Source organism: Streptomyces sp. NPDC057302 (genome assembly GCF_042667685.1).
In the GTDB taxonomy this organism is placed as follows: Bacteria; Actinomycetota; Actinomycetes; order Streptomycetales; family Streptomycetaceae; genus Streptomyces.
Genome location: NZ_JBHUZJ010000057.1, coordinates 1 through 17,656 on the forward strand (window position 1 = coordinate 1; position 17,656 = coordinate 17,656).

Genomic DNA, 17,656 nt, shown 5'->3' on the forward strand with positions numbered 1-17,656 from the left:
GCTCCCAGCCGGTCGCGGCGGTCGCGGCCGTGACCGTCCAGTACGGCTCCACGATCGCCCTCGACGACGTATCCCTCGCATTCCCCTCCGGGGTCACCGGGCTGCTCGGTCCCAACGGGGCGGGAAAGAGCACCCTGTTGTCCCTCCTGAGCACGGCGCGCAGACCCAAGTCCGGGACGGTCACCCTCCTCGGGGACGAGGCGCCGGGCCGGGCGCGGGTGGGGCGGATCCGGCAGCGGATCGGGGTGCTTCCGCAGTCCTTCGGGTTCTATCCCCGGTTCACCGTCCTGGAGTTCACCGAGTACGCGGCCTGGCTGCGCAAGGTGCCCGCGGCCCAGCGGCGCGAGCGGGCCCGCGACGCGCTGCGCCTCGTACAGATGGAGAAGCACGCCGACCGCAGGATGGGCGCCCTGTCCGGCGGCATGCTGCGCCGGGTCGGCATCGCCCAGGCCATGGTCAACGAACCCTCCCTGGTGCTCCTCGACGAACCGACCGTCGGCCTCGACCCGGCCCAGCGCGTCGGATTCCGCAGCCTCATCCAGGAGTTGGGCGAGCGCGCGGCCGTGGTGATGAGCACCCACCTCGCCGAGGACGTCGCCCATGTGTGCGACCGGGTCGCGGTCCTGCTCGACGGGTCGGTCCGCTTCACGGGGACGGTCGGTGAGTTGTGCGCGCTGCCGGGCGGGGACGGCGCACAAGGCGCGGAGGTCGACGGGGGAGCCGTGGAAGCCGGGTATCTGCAGCTGGCGGGGACGGAAGCGGTGGCGACCTGATGCGCGTGCTGCTGACCGAGATGCGGCGCGGCGAGGCCAAGTGGGCCGCCGCGCTCATGGGCGCGATCGGCGTCTACTACTTCACCGCCGAGAGCCCGGACGAGAGCGACTGGATCGGCTGGTGGACCCAGACCAGCCTCCAGGTCCAGCTCTACTCGGTGATCGTGATGGGCTCGGTGATGAGCGCCGCGGCCGCCTGGGGCGCGGGCCGCGCCTTCCGGCACCGGACCAGGGTCTGGTCGGACACCGCGGCCCGCGGCGGCTGGGCGCAGTCGCTGCTGCTCTGGCTCGCGGTGTGGCTGTGGGCCATGGTCGCGTACGCCGTCCTGGTGGCCGTCGCGTTCTCGCGGACCGCGGGGGTCAGCGACGTCAGCGAACCCGCCTGGACACCGCTGCTGCTCGGCGCCGGGATGATGGGCCTGGAGATCGCCGTGGGGGTCGCGATCGGTTCGGCGCTGCCGTCCCGCGTGGTCGCCCCCTTCGCGGGGATCTTCTGGTACGCGCTCTTCGTCTTCGTCGCGTTCGTCCCCGACACTCCGCTGGACAAGCTGTTCCCGGCGATAGACGAGTTCTGGAGCTCGGAGTTCGAGCCCAACACGGCGCGCATGCTGATCGCTTTCGCCTGGTGCGTGGCCTTCGCACTGCTCCTGACCGCCCTGCCCGCGCTGCGGCGCCGCGCGGCGCTCGCCCCGCGGCCACTCGTCCTGGGGGCGCTCGTGGTGGCCGCCGTCGTCGCGGGCGGTGCGCTGGTCGCCTTCCGTACGCCGACGCCCGACTCGTACTGGGCGGTGCGCAAGGCCCAGCCGGCGGAGCAACTCTGCGCCACCAGCGGCCGTACGAAGGTGTGCCTGTGGCCGGAGGACCGCCATCTGCTGCCCAAGGCCCGCGCCGCCGTGAAGACCGTCGACGAGCGGCTCGGCAACCTGAAGGGGCTCAACCGCGCCTTCTACGCGAGCGGCCTCGACCGGCCCGCGGGCCGTAGCGCCGAACTGTCCCTGATGACGCCCGCGGAGACCGAGGCCGACCTGACCGACGCCCTGTTCGCCGCTGCCCTGCCGCAGCCCAAGTCCCCCTCCTGCGAGCCCCACTTGCTGAAGGAGACCGGCGGCTACCCCGACACGTTCCTCTTCGAAGCCGTCATCCGCGCCCGTGCCGGAGCGCCCAGCGAGTACTACGGCGAGAAGTTCGGCCGCGTACTCGCCGGGATCACCAAGGCCCCGGCCGCGCGGCAGGACGCGTGGATCGAGGCGGCGGCCGGGGAGATCCGCGCCTGCCGGCCCGTCCCTGAGCCGCCGCGGTGAGCCTGGTGCGGGGCCTCGCTGCGGCGCGCAGCCCTCGGGCACACGCCGTCGTCGCCTTCGTACGGTGTCGTGGCCTGCCCCGGGCCACCGGCGTCGCGCTGCTCGTCGCCCTGGCGGCGACCGTGTTCGCGGGGCAGCGGGTCGCGGTGCCCGAGTTCCGGTATCTCGTCGACTTCAGCGTGCCGGTGGCCGAGGTCGTGCCGCTCGCCCACGCCGTGGTCCTCGCCACCACGCTGTTCTCGCCGATGGCGGACCTGGAGCAGACCGCGGCCCAGCCGATGAGCCGCCTGCGGGGCGGCTATCTGGTGGTGCTGCTCGCCCTGGCCATGGGCCTGACCGCGCTGCCGCTGCTCGGCGGCGCGACCGCGGAGGTGTTCGGCTCCGCGGCCCGCAATGTCGTCGGCTATCTCGGCCTCGGCATGATCAGCGCCCGCCTCTTCGGCAGCGGGCTCGCCTGGCTGCTGCCGCTCGGCATGTTCGGCCCCACGCTGCTGCTCGGCGTGGACAGCGACAACACCCCGGAGCCGTGGGCGTGGTCGCTGCACGCGTCGTCCAGTACGTCGGCCGCCGTCGTGGCCGTGCTGCTGTGGCTGGCCGGTGCGGTCGCGGCAGCCACCGGGCGGCCCCGGCAGACGGAGCGGGCCGAGCAGTAGAAGCGCAGGAGAAGCGCAGGAGAAGAGGTAGGAGAAGGCAGTAGGCGGCGGCGGGGGAGGCTGCGCGAGACTGTCCTCATGGAGTGGCGTAGCGCGGGGCTGAGCTGGGCGGACAGTGAGCGGCCCGTGCTCGTGTGGGAGCGGGGGGACGTCAGTCCGCTGGTCGTGGGGCGGCGCGTGGGCTTCCGGGCGCGGGGGCGGCGGGAGTGCGTGGGCGCGCGCGGGAATCCCTGCCCGGTCGCCGCCGTCGTACCGGAGCGCGGCACGCAGGCCCGGTGCGCCGACTGCGCGCGGCTCGACCGGGCGCACTCCGTGGCCGCCGACACCATCGCCGACGATCCGCGTACCTACCGCGTCTATCTCGCCTGGTTCGGCACCGGCATGGTGAAGGTCGGCATCACCCGCGAGGAGCGCGGCCCGGCCCGGCTGCTCGAACAGGGAGCCGTGGCCTTCGCCTGGCTGGGGCGCGGGCCCCTGATGGCCGCGCGCCGGGCCGAGGAGCTGCTGAGGGTCGCCCTCGGGGTGCCGGACCGGATCTCGTACGCGAAGAAGCGGGCCGCCAGGGCCACCTTGCCGGGCGTGGAGGAGCGGCGGCGCGAACTGGAGCGGATGCACGGCTTCGCCCTCGGGCTCGAAGGGTGGCCCGAGTCGCTGGAGCGGGTGGCGCTGGGGGTGCACGGGAAGCACGGGAAGCACGGGAAGCACGGGGAGCACGGGGTGGTGGACCACGGTGAGGTGTTCGGGGTGGAGCGGCTCGCGGGCGTAGGGGGGTTCGCCGTCACCGAGCTGGTCGACGGCGGGGTGGTGCTGGGGGATCTCGTCGCGGTGGCCGGGCCCGACGTCTGTCTCGACGACGGCGGGCGCCTTGTCGTGCTGGACAGCAGGCTGCTGCGGGGGTGGCGGCTCGAAGGGGCGGGGGACGCGGCGCGCACGACCGTTCCCGTGCGGGAGATGCCCCTCGTCCAGGGTGGGCTCTTCTGAGCCACTCGCGCTCGCCCGGACGCTCGGCCGGGCTCTCGGCCTTGCCCGCCGCCGAAGCTGACCGGATGGTCAAGTCTGGCTGCCCGTACGGCAATGAAGGCGGGGAGAGGCTGGACAGGCGGGTGGGGCGCGGCCGAGTCTGGGGGACATGAGTGATCAGCCTGTCGGTCCTGTCCCGCCCTTCGAACCTCCCTACTACACCGTCGTGTTCACCTCGCTGAGAACCGAAGCCGAAGACATCGGGCACGCCGACGACGGTTACGACGAGACCGGCGCCCGCATGGACGACCTCGTAGCCTCCGTGCCCGGCTTCCTGGGCATGGACTCCGCGCGGACGCCCGGCGGCCTCGGCATCACCGTCGGCTACTTCCGCGACGAGGAGGCGATCCTGCGGTGGCGCGGCCACGCCGAGCACCGCACGGCGCAGAAGCGCGGGCGTGCCCAGTGGTACGAGAAGTACGTCGTCCACGTCGCCAAGGTGGAGCGGAGCCACGGCTTCGAGCGGGGTGATGACCTTGTGCGGGGATGACGTCGAGGCCGCCCTGGACGGCGGTGAGGGCAGGGCCGTCCGTGACTTCTGGGAGCGGCTCGCGCTGCCCGGACTCATCGACGTACACACGCACTTCATGCCCGAGCGCGGCCAAGGTGTGGGAGTACTTCGATTCCGCCGGGCCGCTGACCGGCGTGCAGTGGCCCATCGCCTACCGGTACGCGGAGGAGCAACGCCTCGCGCTGCTGCGGGAGTTCGGGGTCACCGCCTTCACGTCGATGATCTATCCGCACAAGGCGGGCATGGCGCAGTGGCTCAACGGGTGGGCCGTCGACTTCGCCCGGCGGGTGGACGGATGTCTGCAGACGGCGACCTTCTTTCCCGAGCCGGGGGCGGACGCGTATGTGCGGGACGCCGTCGAAGCGGGGGCCAGGATCTTCAAGTCCCATGTGCAGGTGGGGGGTTACGACCCGAACGACCCCGCGCTCGTGCCCGTCTGGGGACTGCTCGCCGATGCCGGGATCCCGGTCGTGGTGCACTGCGGGTCGGGGCCCGCGCCGGGCAAGCACACCGGTCCCGAGCCGATCGGGCGGCTGCTCGCGCAACATCCCCGGCTGCGGCTCGTCGTGGCGCACATGGGCATGCCGGAGTACGCCGACTTCCTGGACCTCGCCGAGCGGTACGGCGAGGTGAGGCTGGACACGACCCTGACGTTCACCGACTTCTGCGAGGGGCTCTCGCCGTTCCCGCGCGCGGAGCTGCCGCGGCTCGCCGACATGGGTGACCGCATCCTGCTGGGCTCGGACTTTCCCAACACCCCGCACCCGTACGTCCATCAGCTGCACGCCCTGGAGCGGCTCGGCCTGGGTGACGACTGGCTGCGGGCGGTCTGCCACGGGAACGCGGCCCGGCTCTTCGGGCTGCCGGGCGCCACCGCCTAGCGCACGGTCGTTTCTCAGGGAATTCACAGCTTCTGGCAAGAGCACTCTCAGGGCCCCGGCGCAGGCTGTCTGCCATGACTACGACCTCGCCCCAGGGGCGTACCGAACTGCTCAGGGCGGACGGCAGCCCCGTCCGCGTGCTCGTCGTCGACGACGAGGTGTCGCTGACCGAGCTGCTCTCCATGGCCCTGCGCTACGAGGGCTGGCAGATCCGCAGCGCGGGGGACGGCGCCGGTGCCGTGCGCGTCGCCCGTGCCTTCAGGCCCGACGCCGTGGTGCTCGACATGATGCTGCCGGACATGGACGGCCTCGCCGTGCTCGGACGGCTGCGGCGCGAGCTGCCCGACGTGCCGGTGCTCTTCCTGACGGCCAAGGACGCCGTCGAGGACCGGATCGCCGGGCTCACCGCCGGGGGCGACGACTACGTCACCAAGCCGTTCAGCCTGGAGGAGGTCGTCGCGCGCCTTCGCGGGCTCATCCGCCGGGCCGGGGCCTCCGACCGGCGCAGCGAATCCGTGCTCGCGGTCGGCGACCTCACCCTCGACGAGGACAGCCACGAGGTGACGAGGGGCGGGGACTCCATCCACCTGACCGCCACCGAGTTCGAGCTCCTGCGCTATCTGATGCGCAATCCGCGGCGCGTGCTCAGCAAGGCGCAGATCCTCGACCGCGTGTGGAACTACGACTTCGGGGGCCAGGCCAACGTCGTCGAGCTCTACATCTCGTATCTCCGCAGGAAGCTCGACGCCGGCCGTGAGCCGATGATCCACACCCGGCGCGGTGCCGGATACCTGATCAAGGCCGCACCCTCGATCGAGGCGGCAGCCGCCTCATGAGAGGGCGGCGGCAGCCGCGGTCGCTGCGGACGCGGCTCGTCGTCTCGGCGGTGGCGCTGATCGCCGTCGTCTGCGCGGTGATCGGCACGGTGACGACCATCGCGCTGCGCTCGCATCTGTACGACCAGCTGGACAGCTCGCTCGGTACGGTCGCGATGCGCGCGAAAGGCATGGAGCCGAAGCCGGGCGGCGAGGGCCCCGGAAAGCCGTCCCTGGATCCGGGCGATCCGCTGCGGTTCGTGGCCAAGGGGCCCCAGGAGGTCGGCACCATCGGGGCCGTCGTCGAGGACGACGGATCGGTGGGCGAGGCCCTGGTCAGCGCCGATCCGGCCAGCGGCAGCTTCGAGCCGCGGACGGACCGGCTGGACGCGGCGCAGTCCGCCGCGCTCGGCTCCGTGCCGCGTGACGGGCACGAGCACAACGTCGACATCCCCGACCTCGGCGAGTACCGCGTGGAGTACGCGACGGGGCCCAACGGCGACTTCCTCGTCGGCATCCCCACCGCCAAGGTGCAGAACACCCTCGAAACGCTGATCATCGTCGAGGTCAGCGTCACCGCCGCGGGCCTGGTCGCCGCCTCGCTCGCGGGCGCCGCCATGGTCGGCGTCGCGCTGCGCCCCCTTCGCCGGGTCGCGGCGACCGCGACCCGGGTCTCCGAACTGCCCCTGCACAGCGGCGAGGTGACGCTGTACGAGCGCGTCCGGGACGCCGAGCCGAACACGGAGGTCGGGCAGGTGGGCGCCGCGCTCAACCGGATGCTCGACCACGTCCACTCGGCGCTGCACGCACGCCAGGAGAGCGAGACGCGGGTACGCCAGTTCGTGGCGGACGCCAGCCACGAGCTGCGTACGCCGCTGGCCTCGATCCGCGGCTATGCCGAACTGACGCGCCGGGGGCGGGAGTCCACCGGGCCCGACACGCGGCACGCGCTCGGCAGGATCGAGTCCGAGGCGCAGCGGATGACGGGGCTCGTGGAGGACCTGCTGCTGCTCGCGCGCCTCGACGAGGGGCGGGACGGCGGGCGTACGGGAGGTGGTGGGCCGGGGGCCCGACTGCCGCTCTCGTATCAGAGCACTGATCTCTCGCCGCTGGTCGTGGACACCGTGAGCGATGCGCGGGCCGCGGGCCCCGAGCACGTCTGGTCCCTGGAACTGCCGGACGAGCCCGCGCTCGTCCTGGCCGACGCGGCCCGCCTCCAGCAGGTCGTCGTCAACCTCCTCGCCAACGCGCGTACGCACACGCCACCGGGCACGAAGGTCACCGCACGCGTGCGGCGGGCCGCCACCGGCGTGTGCCTGGAGGTCCAGGACGACGGCCCCGGCATCGCCCCCGCCCTCCTCCCCCACGTCTTCGAACGCTTCGCCCGCGGCGACGCGTCGCGCTCCCGCAACGCCGGGTCGACGGGGCTCGGTCTCGCCCTCGTAGAGGCGATAGTGGCGGCGCACGGCGGCCGTGTGACGGTGGACAGCGTGCCGGGACGGACGGTGTTCACGGTGGCGCTGCCCGCCGCGTACGAAGCCGCGTACGAAGCCGCGCACGAAGCCGCGCACGAACAGGTGCCAGGCCCGGCATCGTCCCAGGTCAGCAGCTCCGGACGGGACTCACAGGCGGGCCACAGGCTCACCACACAGGCCTGACAGACCACTTGGCGAATGTCGGTGTCATGCAAACCGACTCTTCTCCGGGCGGCGCTTGCTCGGTCCCTCTGCCGGCGCGGGCCCACCTTCCCGCCGGACGGCGCGATGTGCCCGTCCTGGACATCGTCATCCCCGTCTACAACGAGGAGAAGGACCTTCAGCCGTGTGTGCGGCGCCTGCACGACCATCTCGTACGCACCTTCCCCTACCCCTTCCGCATCACCATCGCGGACAACGCCTCCACGGACCGCACCCCCGAGGTGGCGGCGCAGCTCGCGGCGGCGAGCGAAGAGGTCCGCTACACGCGACTCGAGCAGAAGGGGCGCGGGCGGGCGCTGCGCGCCGTGTGGTCCGCATCGGACGCCCCCGTCCTCGCCTATATGGACGTGGACCTGTCCACCGACCTCAACGCGCTGCTCCCGCTCGTCGCCCCGCTCATCTCCGGGCACTCGGACCTGGCGATCGGCTCCCGGCTCGCGCGCAGCTCGCGCGTGGTGCGCGGACCCAAGCGGGAGTTCATCTCGCGCGGCTACAACCTCATCCTGCGCGGCTCGCTGCACGCACGCTTCTCCGACGCCCAGTGCGGGTTCAAGGCGATCAGGGGTGACGTGGCGGCGGTGCTGCTGCCGCTGGTCGAGGACACGGGGTGGTTCTTCGACACCGAGATGCTGGTGCTGGCCGAGCGCGCGGGGCTGCGCATCCACGAGGTGCCGGTCGACTGGGTCGACGACCCGAACTCCACGGTCCACCTGGTCAGGACGGCCACGGACGACCTCAAGGGGGTGCTGCGGGTCGGGCGCGCCCTCGCGGTCGGCGCGCTCCCTCTCGACCGTCTCGCGCGCCCCTTCGGGGACGATCCGCGCGACCGGCAGCTGCCCGGAGTGCCGGGCGGTCTCGCCCGCCAGCTGGTCGGCTTCTGCGTGGTCGGCGCGCTCTCCACGCTCTTCTATCTGCTCCTGTACTCCGGCTTCCGTACGTTCTCGGGCTCGCAGGTGGCCAACGCGCTCGCCCTGCTCGTCTCGGCGGTGGCCAACACCGCGGCCAACCGCCGCCTCACCTTCGGGGTGCGGGGCCGCGACCGCGCGATGCGCCACCAGGCGCAGGGCCTGGTGGTGTTCGCCATCGGGCTCGCCCTCACCAGCGGTTCGCTGGCCGCCCTCGGCGCGGCCTCGGGGGACCCGTCCCACTCCACGGAACTGGCGGTGCTCATAGCCGCCAACCTCGCGGCGACGGTGCTGCGGTTCCTGCTCCTGCGGGCCTGGGTCTTCCCGGACCGCCGCTCCGACGCGGCACTGCCGGACGCCCCGGCCTCGCCCCCGTCCTCGTACGCGCTCACCTACGCGAACGACCACGCGCACGACCACGCGCACGACCACGCACACGACCCGAGGAACGCACGATGACGACGACTTCCCACGACGCGCCCGCGTTGCCTCCCGCGCCGCCGCACGCGGCGCCGGGTGCGGGCAGGGCCCACCGGGGCACCCGCACCCTGCCCGCGCGGCTCTGGCGCGGTCGCCACGACGACCCGCGCTGGGCGCGCCCCGCCTTCCTCGGCCTGCTGCTCGCGACCGCGGTCCTCTACTTCTGGAACCTCAGCGCGTCCGGCTACGCCAACTCCTTCTACTCCGCGGCCGTCCAGGCGGGCAGCCAGAGCTGGAAGGCGATGTTCTTCGGCTCGCTGGACGCGGGCAACGCGATCACCGTCGACAAGCCCCCGGCCGCGCTCTGGCCGATGGCCCTGTCCGTACGCCTCTTCGGGCTCAACTCCTGGGCGGTGCTCGCCCCGCAGGTGCTCATGGGGGTCGCCACGGTCGGTGTGCTCTACGCCGCCGTGCGCCGTCGCTTCAGCCCGGCGGCCGGGCTCATCGCGGGCGCGGTGCTCGCGCTCACGCCCGTCGCCGCGCTGATGTTCCGGTTCAACAACCCGGACGCGGTGCTCGCGCTCCTGATGACCGTCACCGTGTACTGCGTCCTGCGCGCCCTGGAGCACGGCCGCACCAAGTGGCTGGTGTGGGCGGGCGTCGCGGTCGGCGCGGCCTTCCTGGCCAAGACGCTCCAGGCGTTCCTGATCCTGCCGCCGCTAGCGGTCCTGTACGCGGTGTGCGCGCCCGTCCGCCTTCGCAAGCGCTTGGGCCAGCTCGCCCTCTCCGGGCTCGCGATGATCGCGGCCGGTGGCTGGTGGGTGGCGATCGTCGAACTGTGGCCCGCGTCCTCGCGTCCGTATATCGGCGGCTCGCAGAACAACTCCTTCCTTGAGCTGACCTTCGGCTACAACGGCCTCGGCCGCATCAACGGCGAAGAGGCCGGCAGCGTGGGCGGAGGCGGCGGCCGAGGAGGCGGCGGCGGTGGCGGCCAGTGGGGCGAGACCGGCCTCGGGCGGATGTTCAACTCCGAGGTCGGCAGCCAGATCTCCTGGCTGCTCCCCGCCGCGCTGCTCCTGCTCGTCGGCGGCATCATCCTGACCTGGAAGGCCCGCAGGACCGACACCACGCGCTCGGCGTTCGTGGCCTGGGGCGGCGCGCTCCTGATGACGGCTGCCGTCTTCAGCTTCATGGCGGGGATCTTCCACCAGTACTACACGATCGCCCTCGCGCCCTACATCGCGGCGCTGATCGGCATGGGCGCCACGGTCCTGTGGGAGGAGCGCGCCAAGTGGTGGGCGGGCGCGCTGCTCGGCGTGAGCGTCGCGGGCACGGCCTGGTGGGGGTACACGCTCCTGGGCCGGACCCCGGACTACGTGCCGTGGCTGCGCTGGGCGGTGCTCGTCGGCGGCATCGTGGGCGCGCTCGGGCTGCTGCTCGCGGCCCGGCTCGGGCGTCAACTGGCCCTCGCGGCGGTGGGGCTGGGTCTCGCCGCCTCCGTGGCGGGTCCTGTCGCGTACACCCTCTCCACCGTGAACAGCGCGCACACCGGGTCGATCGTGACCGCGGGTCCGGCTTCGGCGGGGCGGGGCGGCGGTCCCGGTGGCGGCGGTCCCGGCGGGGGCGGCAAGGGAGGCGGCGGCGGAATGCAGCCGCCCACGGGTGGCCAGAACGGCCAGGCCCCGGGCGGCACCCAGGGCACCCAGGGCCAGCAGGGCCAGCAGCAGGGCGCACGCACCGGCGAGCGCGGCGGCATGGGCGGAGGCGGCGGCATGGGCGGCCTCCTCGACGGCGCCCAGGTCAGCGCCGAGGCGAAGAAGCTCCTGGAGGCGAACGCCGAGGACTACACCTGGGCGGCGGCGGCCATCGGCTCGCAGAACGCGGCGAGCTACCAACTGGCCACCGGCGACCCGGTGATGGCCATCGGCGGTTTCAACGGCAGCGACCCGGCACCGACCCTGGCCCAGTTCAAGCAGTACGTCGAGGACGGAAAGGTCCACTACTTCATCTCGGGCGGTGGCATGGGAGGCGGCATGGGCGGTGACAGCGGCACCTCCTCCAAGATCACCTCATGGGTGGAGGACACCTTCAAGAAGATCACGGTCGGCAGCGCGACCTTCTACGACCTGACCCAGGCGAAGAGCTGACGATTCCCGCACACCAGGGCCGGCCGCCACCCGCGGCCGGCCCTGCCGCATCTCTGCCGAAAACTCTCTTGTACGCCGTACGGGAGATGCTTTACGGTGTACATCGCTGACCGCACGTACACCGTATAAGAAGAAGGAGAGGGAGGCATGACGGCAACGACGACCGCCGAGACCCCCATAACCCCGCAAGGACACCCCCAGCGCTGGCTGATCCTCGGCGTCATCTGCCTCGCCCAGCTCACCGTCCTCCTGGACAACACCGTCCTGAACGTCGCCATCCCCTCCCTCACCGAGGAACTGGACGCGTCCACGGCCGACATCCAGTGGATGATCAACGCCTACTCGCTCGTCCAGTCGGGGCTGCTGCTCACCGCGGGCAGCGCGTCCGACCGCTACGGCCGCAAGAAGATGCTCACCGCGGGCCTCGCGCTCTTCGGCATCGGTTCGCTGGTCGCGGGTCTCGCCCAGTCCTCCGCGCAGCTCATCGCGGCGCGGGCCGGAATGGGCATCGGCGGCGCGCTCCTGATCACCACCACGCTCGCCGTGGTCGTGCAGATCTTCGACGACAGCGAGCGGATGAAGGCGATCGGCCTCTGGTCGACCGTCAACTCGCTCGGCTTCGCGCTCGGCCCGCTGATGGGCGGCGTCATGCTCAACCACTTCTGGTGGGGCGCGATCTTCCTGATCAACATCCCCGTCGTGCTCCTGGCGCTCGCCGCCGTGATCAAGCTGGTCCCCGAGTCCAAGAACCCGCAGGGCGACCGCCCCGACCTGCTCGGCGCCCTGCTCTCCACGATCGGCATGGCCTCGGTCGTCTACGCGATCATCTCCGGCCCCGAGCACGGCTGGACGTCGACGCAGGTGCTCGTCGCCGCCGCGGTGGGCGTGGTCGTCCTGGGCGCCTTCGTCTTCTGGGAGCTGCGCATCCCGTACCCCATGCTGGACATGCACTTCTTCCGCAACCAGCGCTTCATCGGCGCCGTCGCGGGCGCCATCCTGGTCGCCTTCGGCATGGGCGGCTCGCTGTTCCTGCTCACCCAGCACCTCCAGTTCGTCCTCGGGTACGAGCCGTTGGAGGCGGGCCTGCGCACGGCGCCGATGGCGGTCACCGTCGTCGTGCTCAACCTCACCGGCCTCGGCGCACGCCTCCTGAAGCGGACGAGCACTCCCGCGACGATCGCCATCGGCATGACCCTGCTCTCCGCGGGCCTCGCCGGGATCGCCCTGCTCGGCGGCGACAACTACGCCGGGATGCTGACCGGTCTCATCGTGATGGGCGCGGGCATCGCGCTCGCCATGCCCGCCATGGCCAACGCGATCATGAGCGCGATCCCTCCGGAGAAAGCGGGTGTGGGCGCGGGCGTCAACGGCACGCTCGCGGAGTTCGGCAACGGTCTGGGCGTGGCCGTGCTCGGCGCCGTCCTGAACTCGCGCTTCGCCTCGCTCGTCACGGTCTCCGCCGTCTCGCTGCCCGCCGCGCTGGCGGCAGCGGGGTCGGACGCCGAACGTACGAAGATCGCCGACGCGTTCTCGTCGGGCCTGGAGACCAGCCAGCTGGTGGGCGCGGTGGCCGTGCTCCTCGGGGGCTTGCTGGCAGCGGCGTTGCTGAAGCGCGCGGAGAGGGCAGACTCTGCCAGGACGGACCCGGCGACGGCGTCCGCATAGCATCGAGGACGGGCGACGGACCGGCCGATTCCGGTCTGTCGCCCGCCCTGTGGGACCGGTATCGGTACAAGAGCTCAGGACCAGGAAGGTGCGCCATGGCGAAGGCAGCCGATCGCGCGAAGCGCCCCGCGCGGACCAGTGTCTGGCTGGAGGGCAAAGCCCCCCGGAACGGCGCGGGCCGCAGGAGTGACCAGCCGTCGGGCCTGGACCGGGAGCGCATCACCGAGGCCACGGTCCGCCTCCTGGACGAGGAGGGCCTCGCCAAGTTCTCCATGCGGCGCCTGGCGGCGGATCTGAACGTCACGGCGATGTCCGTGTACTGGTACGTCGACACCAAGGACGACCTTCTCGAACTGGCCCTGGACACGGCCGCCGGGGAGATGGCCCTGCCCGACCCGGATGCGGTCACGCCCGACCGGTGGCGCCAGACGCTGCGCGAACTGGCCCAGGAGTACCGGGAGTTGCTGGTCCGGCACGCCTGGGTCTCGCCGCTCGTCGGCAACTTCCTCAACATCGGCCCGAACTGGATCCGGTTCTCGCTGGCCGTGCAGGGAGTGGTCCGCGGGACCGGCCTGCCGACGGAGAAGCAGGCCGGGGCGATCGCCGCGGTCTTCCAGTTCGTGTACGGATTCGGCACGGTCCAGGGCCACTACATCGCGCGGTGCGCGGCGGCCGGGCTCACGCCCGAGGAGTACTTCAAGGAGGCCATGGGTGCGGTCAGCGCCCATCCGGCGCTCGAGGAGACCCTGCACAGCTCCGCCGACATGATGGAGGCGCGGGGCGGGTCCACGGTCGAGGAGATGTGGGAGCTGGACTTCGCGGTCGCGCTCGATCTGCTGGTGGCCGGGATCGAGGCCACGCTCGAACCCGGCCGCTAGGCCTTGGCTGCCGGGAAGCCGCCGGTGGCCACCGGGCCCCACCGCTGAGGGGTGATCCGGATGATGGACTTGCCCTGCTTCACCATCGCCTCGCGGTACTCGTCCCAGTCGGAGTGCTCGCCGGAGATGTTCCGGAAGTACTCGACGAGGGGCTCCACCGACTCCGGGGAGTCGATGACCTCGGCCGTGCCGTCGATCTGGACCCAGGGGCCGTTCCACTCGTCGCTGAGCACGATGACGCTGACCTGAGGATTCCGCTTGGCGTTGCGGGTCTTGGCCCGCTCCGGGTACGTGGACACCACGATTCGTCCGGAGTCGTCGACCCCGCAGGTCAGGGGCGAGCCCTGCGGGGTCCCGTCCGCCCGCGCGGTGAGCAGGATGGCCCGGTGCCTGGGGCGGACGAAGTCGAGCAACTCGTCGACCGAGACCGTGGTGTTGGTAGCGATGTTGGGTGCCATGGACGCACCCTAATCCCGCACGGACCGCTAGGCCTGGGGGAGGGACTCCCCCTGGACCGCCTGGATGTCCAGCTCCACCCGCAGGGTGGTCCCGATGGCCGAGATGCCCGCCTGCACCACCTGGTTGTAGTTCATGGCGAAGTCCTCCCGGCGCAGCTCCGCCGTGGCCCGGAACGCCGCGCGGGTGCCGCCCCAGGGGTCCGCCCCGGTGCCCAGGTAGCTCAGGTCGAGGTCGACCGGGCGTACGACACCGTGCATCTGGAGCTCGCCGTGCACCGTCCAGCGGTCCGAACCGGCGGGCGTGAGGCCCGTCGAACGGTAGACGAGCTCCGGGTACTGCTCGACGTCCAGGAAGTCGGGCGACTTCAGGTGGCCGTCGCGCATGCCGTTGCCCGTGTCGATGGACGCGGACCTGATGACCGCCTCGACACGCGACTTCTCCACGTCCTCGGCGATCTCCACGCGTCCGCCGAAGTCGGTGAACCGGCCGTGCACGCTGGTGATCCCCAGGTGCTGGGCGACCGCGCCCACCGTCGAGTGCGCCGGGTCGATGGTCCAGGGGCCGGGCGGCGGCAGTTCGGTGCCGCCCTGCCTGGCCAGGACGATGTTGCCCACCTCGGCACGGCCGCTCGCCGTGACGAGCGCGGTCGAGGCCACGGGCGCGTAGCCGACCGCGGTGACGATCACGGTGTAGGGGCCGGGCGGAAGATCCGTCGCGTCGCGTACCGCACCTTCCCCGTCCGCCGCCGCGCGCAGCACCTGCGCGCCTGTCATGTCCGTCAGGGTGACGACGGCGTGCGACACCGCCCACCCGTCACGCGTCCGGATCCGAGCGCTGAGTCCCATCCCGTTTTTCTCCTTGCCGAGCTGAAAAAGAGTGCGGCCCCCGGCGGCGGTGACACGGCCGTCCCCTGCCGTGTACGTCACCACCAACCCGGGGGCCCTTTCCACTACCGGCCCGTGCGCGCCCATCCGCTCGAAAGCGCGCGCACGGGCCGGGGTTGATTACTCGCCGGGGTGGGCGAGTTCGATGTCGTGGTCGCCGACACCTTCTCCGGCGACGGTCAGGCCCGTCGCCACCGGCGGGTAACCGGTCGCGATGACCGTGTACTCGCCGTTGTCCAGGTCGGTGAAGGCGTACGCGCCGTCCGACCCGGTGGTCGCCGTGGAGACGACGTTGCCCGCCGCGTCCACGAGGGTGACCCGCGCGTCGTTCAGCGGCCCGCCCTTGGAGCGGACGGTGCCAAGGACCTGCGAACCGGCCTTCAGCTCGACCTCGACCCGGGTGACGCCGACCGCGCCGACCTCGACGGGCAGCGCCATCGGGCGGTGACCCGCGGCGTTCACCGCGATGGTGACCTGTCCGGGCACCAGCTCGGCGAAGGTGAACTCGCCCTGCTCACCGGTGAGCCCGGTGGCCAGGACGTCGCCGCGGACGTCGGTCACGATGACCATGGCGCCGGTGACCGGCAGCTTGCCGTCGGAGGCCCGCACCACACCGCTGAGGCCGCTCGTGCCGCTCAGCAGGATGTCGTAGGTCAGCGCCTCGTCGGAGACGACGATCGTGGAGGCCTGCGGCTGGAAGCCGTCGGCCGACGCGATCAGTACGTACGACCCGGCGCCGGGAGCGTCGACCGCGTAGGACCCGTCGCCCTGCGCCACCGCACGGCCCAGCTGCCGTCCCCCGAGGGAGATCAGCGTGACCGCGGCCCGCGGGACCGGAGCGCTCTCCGCGCCACGGACGAAGCCGTGTACGGGAGTTCCGCCGCCGATGGCCTGCGGGGGCACGTCACCGGTGGCCGTGGAGGCCACCGCGGCGAGCCGCTGCGTGCCGTCGGGGCCCGCTTCGGTGTGCGCGCCCACGGAGGCGAGTACCGGCTGCTCGTCGGCGGCCGTGGTGGCCGCCGCCGGGGCGGTGACCGGAGCGTCGGCCGACTCGGCGGCCTGGGCCAGCGCACCTGACGTACGCAACGGGACCTCCTTGATGAAGATCGTGATCAGGAAGGCGACGAAGGCGAGCGGCGCGGCGATCAGGAAGACGTCGGCGATGCCGTGCCCGTAGGCGCTCTCCATGATCGTGCGGAACGGGGCCGGGAGCTTGTCCAGGTCCGGGATGCCGCCGCCGCCCGTGCCGCCGTGGCCCATGCCCGCGGCCTTGGGGCCGAGGTCGGCGACGCCGTCCTTCACGTAGTGGGTGATGCGGGTCGCCATCACGGCGCCGAGCGCCGAGACGCCCATGGCGCCACCGAGGGAACGGAAGAAGGTGACGACCGAGCTCGCGGAGCCGAGGTCCTCGGGAGCGACCTGGTTCTGCGTGGCGAGCACCAGGTTCTGCATCATCATGCCGATGCCGAGACCCATGAGGACCATGAAGATCGCGATGTGCCAGTACTCGGTGTCGTAGCGCATCGTGCCGAGCAGGCCGAGACCCGCGGTCAGGAGCGCGCCGCCGGAGACCAGCCACGCCTTCCACTTGCCGGTCTTGGTGATGATCTGGCCCGAGACCGTCGAGGAGACGAACAGACCCGCGATCATCGGGATCGTCATGACGCCGGACATCGTCGGCGACTTGTCGCGCGCCAGCTGGAAGTACTGGCTGAAGAACACCGTGCCCGTGAACATGCCGACGCCCACGAAGAGCGAGGCGATGGAGGCGAGGGTGATCGTGCGGTTGCGGAAGAGCCGCAGCGGGATGATCGGCTCGCGTGCCTTGGACTCGACGAGCAGGAAGAGCAGCCCCAGGACGATCGAACCGCCGACCATCGCGCCGGTCTGCCAGGACATCCAGTCGTACTTGTCGCCCGCGAAGGTCACCCAGACCAGGAGCAGGGAGACGGACGCCGAGATGAAGAAGGCGCCGCTCCAGTCGACCTTGACGTCCCGCTTCACGACGGGGAGCTTCAGGGTCTTCTGCAGCACGATCAGGGCGATGATCGCGAAGGGCACACCGACGTAGAAGCACCAGCGCCAGCCGAGCCACGAGGTGTCGGTGATGACACCGCCGAGCAGCGGGCCGCCGACGGTGGCGACGGCGAAGGTCGCACCCAGGTAGCCGGAGTAACGGCCGCGCTCACGCGGGGCGATCATCGCGGCCATGACGATCTGCGCGAGGGCGGAGAGACCGCCGACGCCGATGCCCTGGACGACACGGCAGGCGATCAGCATCCCGGCGTTCTGCGAGAGGCCGGCCACGACCGAGCCGAGCACGTAGATGATCAGGGCTATCTGGACCAGGGCCTTCTTGCTGAAGAGGTCCGACAGCTTGCCCCACAGGGGCGTGGTCGCCGTCATCGCCAGGAGCGATGCGGTGACGACCCAGGTGTAGGCGGACTGGCCGCCGCCCAGGTCGCCGATGATTTCAGGCAGGGCGTTGGAGACGATCGTCGACGACAGGATCGCGACGAACATGCCGAGCAGGAGGCCGGAGAGGGCCTCCATGATCTGCCGGTGTGTCATCGGAGCGCTCGCGTCGTGCGCGGCTCCGTGCTTGGCGTGGCTGCCCCGCACACCGGATGGTGTGGTTGTTGCCATG

At 71.8% G+C, this 17,656-nt stretch carries 14 protein-coding genes and 1 pseudogene; 12 read left to right on the top strand and 3 right to left on the bottom strand.

Annotation, left to right across the window (positions count from 1 at the left end):
- The 12 genes and pseudogenes from ACFUPX_RS30615 to ACFUPX_RS30670 form a co-directional block, all read left to right on the top strand.
- On the top strand, positions 1-773 hold a 773-nt coding region (locus ACFUPX_RS30615), incomplete at its 5' end, for an ATP-binding cassette domain-containing protein (protein WP_383329856.1).
- Positions 773-2,074, top strand: a complete 1,302-nt coding sequence (locus ACFUPX_RS30620; protein ID WP_383329859.1) for a hypothetical protein — start codon at positions 773-775, stop codon at positions 2,072-2,074. The genes ACFUPX_RS30615 and ACFUPX_RS30620, both read left to right, overlap by 1 nt.
- Positions 2,075-2,079: 5 nt before the next feature.
- Positions 2,080-2,727 carry a hypothetical protein gene (locus ACFUPX_RS30625; RefSeq protein WP_383329862.1) on the top strand — a complete coding sequence of 216 codons (648 nt, stop codon included), beginning with the start codon at positions 2,080-2,082 and terminating at the stop codon, positions 2,725-2,727.
- Positions 2,728-2,805: 78 nt separating this feature from the next.
- Positions 2,806-3,708, top strand: a complete 903-nt coding sequence (locus ACFUPX_RS30630) for a DUF2797 domain-containing protein (RefSeq protein ID WP_383329865.1) — start codon at positions 2,806-2,808, stop codon at positions 3,706-3,708.
- A 148-nt stretch (positions 3,709-3,856) separates the two neighbouring features.
- Positions 3,857-4,237 (top strand): antibiotic biosynthesis monooxygenase family protein, encoded by a 381-nt coding sequence (locus ACFUPX_RS30635; protein ID WP_383329868.1) that lies wholly within the window; start codon positions 3,857-3,859, stop codon positions 4,235-4,237.
- Positions 4,218-5,139: pseudogene (locus tag ACFUPX_RS30640) on the top strand (amidohydrolase family protein). The gene ACFUPX_RS30635 and the pseudogene ACFUPX_RS30640 overlap by 20 nt, the downstream one beginning before the upstream one ends.
- A gap of 74 nt (positions 5,140-5,213) precedes the next feature.
- Positions 5,214-5,975 carry a response regulator transcription factor gene (locus ACFUPX_RS30645; RefSeq protein ID WP_383329871.1) on the top strand — a complete coding sequence of 254 codons (762 nt, stop codon included), beginning with the start codon at positions 5,214-5,216 and terminating at the stop codon, positions 5,973-5,975.
- Entirely contained in the window at positions 5,972-7,612 is a 1,641-nt protein-coding gene (locus tag ACFUPX_RS30650; protein WP_383329874.1) for a sensor histidine kinase, read from the top strand. The genes ACFUPX_RS30645 and ACFUPX_RS30650 overlap by 4 nt, the downstream gene beginning before the upstream one ends.
- Positions 7,613-7,638: 26 nt before the next feature.
- The gene (locus ACFUPX_RS30655) at positions 7,639-9,015 is read left to right on the top strand and encodes a glycosyltransferase (protein ID WP_383329877.1); all 1,377 of its coding nucleotides are present in this window, start codon (positions 7,639-7,641) and stop codon (positions 9,013-9,015) included.
- Positions 9,012-11,123: an ArnT family glycosyltransferase gene (locus ACFUPX_RS30660; RefSeq protein WP_383329880.1), complete on the top strand. Its 2,112-nt coding sequence runs from the start codon at positions 9,012-9,014 to the stop codon at positions 11,121-11,123. The genes ACFUPX_RS30655 and ACFUPX_RS30660 overlap by 4 nt, the downstream gene beginning before the upstream one ends.
- A gap of 147 nt (positions 11,124-11,270) precedes the next feature.
- Positions 11,271-12,788 carry an MFS transporter gene (locus ACFUPX_RS30665; RefSeq protein ID WP_383329883.1) on the top strand — a complete coding sequence of 506 codons (1,518 nt, stop codon included), beginning with the start codon at positions 11,271-11,273 and terminating at the stop codon, positions 12,786-12,788.
- Between the two features lie 95 nt (positions 12,789-12,883).
- A complete protein-coding gene (locus ACFUPX_RS30670) occupies positions 12,884-13,666 on the top strand; it encodes a TetR/AcrR family transcriptional regulator (protein WP_383329886.1) in 783 nt (260 codons plus the stop codon).
- Here the strand turns inward: ACFUPX_RS30670 and ACFUPX_RS30675 are convergent.
- The 3 genes from ACFUPX_RS30675 to ACFUPX_RS30685 all read right to left on the bottom strand — a co-directional run bounded on the left by ACFUPX_RS30675 (position 13,663) and on the right by ACFUPX_RS30685 (position 17,655).
- Positions 13,663-14,124, bottom strand: a complete 462-nt coding sequence (locus tag ACFUPX_RS30675; RefSeq protein WP_383329889.1) for a PPOX class F420-dependent oxidoreductase — start codon at positions 14,122-14,124, stop codon at positions 13,663-13,665. The two genes, ACFUPX_RS30670 and ACFUPX_RS30675, sit on opposite strands and share 4 nt — an antisense overlap.
- 27 nt (positions 14,125-14,151) lie before the next feature.
- Positions 14,152-14,970, bottom strand: a complete 819-nt coding sequence (locus tag ACFUPX_RS30680) for a YceI family protein (RefSeq protein WP_383329891.1) — start codon at positions 14,968-14,970, stop codon at positions 14,152-14,154.
- Between the two features lie 159 nt (positions 14,971-15,129).
- Positions 15,130-17,655 carry an MFS transporter gene (locus ACFUPX_RS30685; RefSeq protein WP_383329893.1) on the bottom strand — a complete coding sequence of 842 codons (2,526 nt, stop codon included), beginning with the start codon at positions 17,653-17,655 and terminating at the stop codon, positions 15,130-15,132.
- Between the last annotated feature and the right edge of the window lies 1 nt (position 17,656).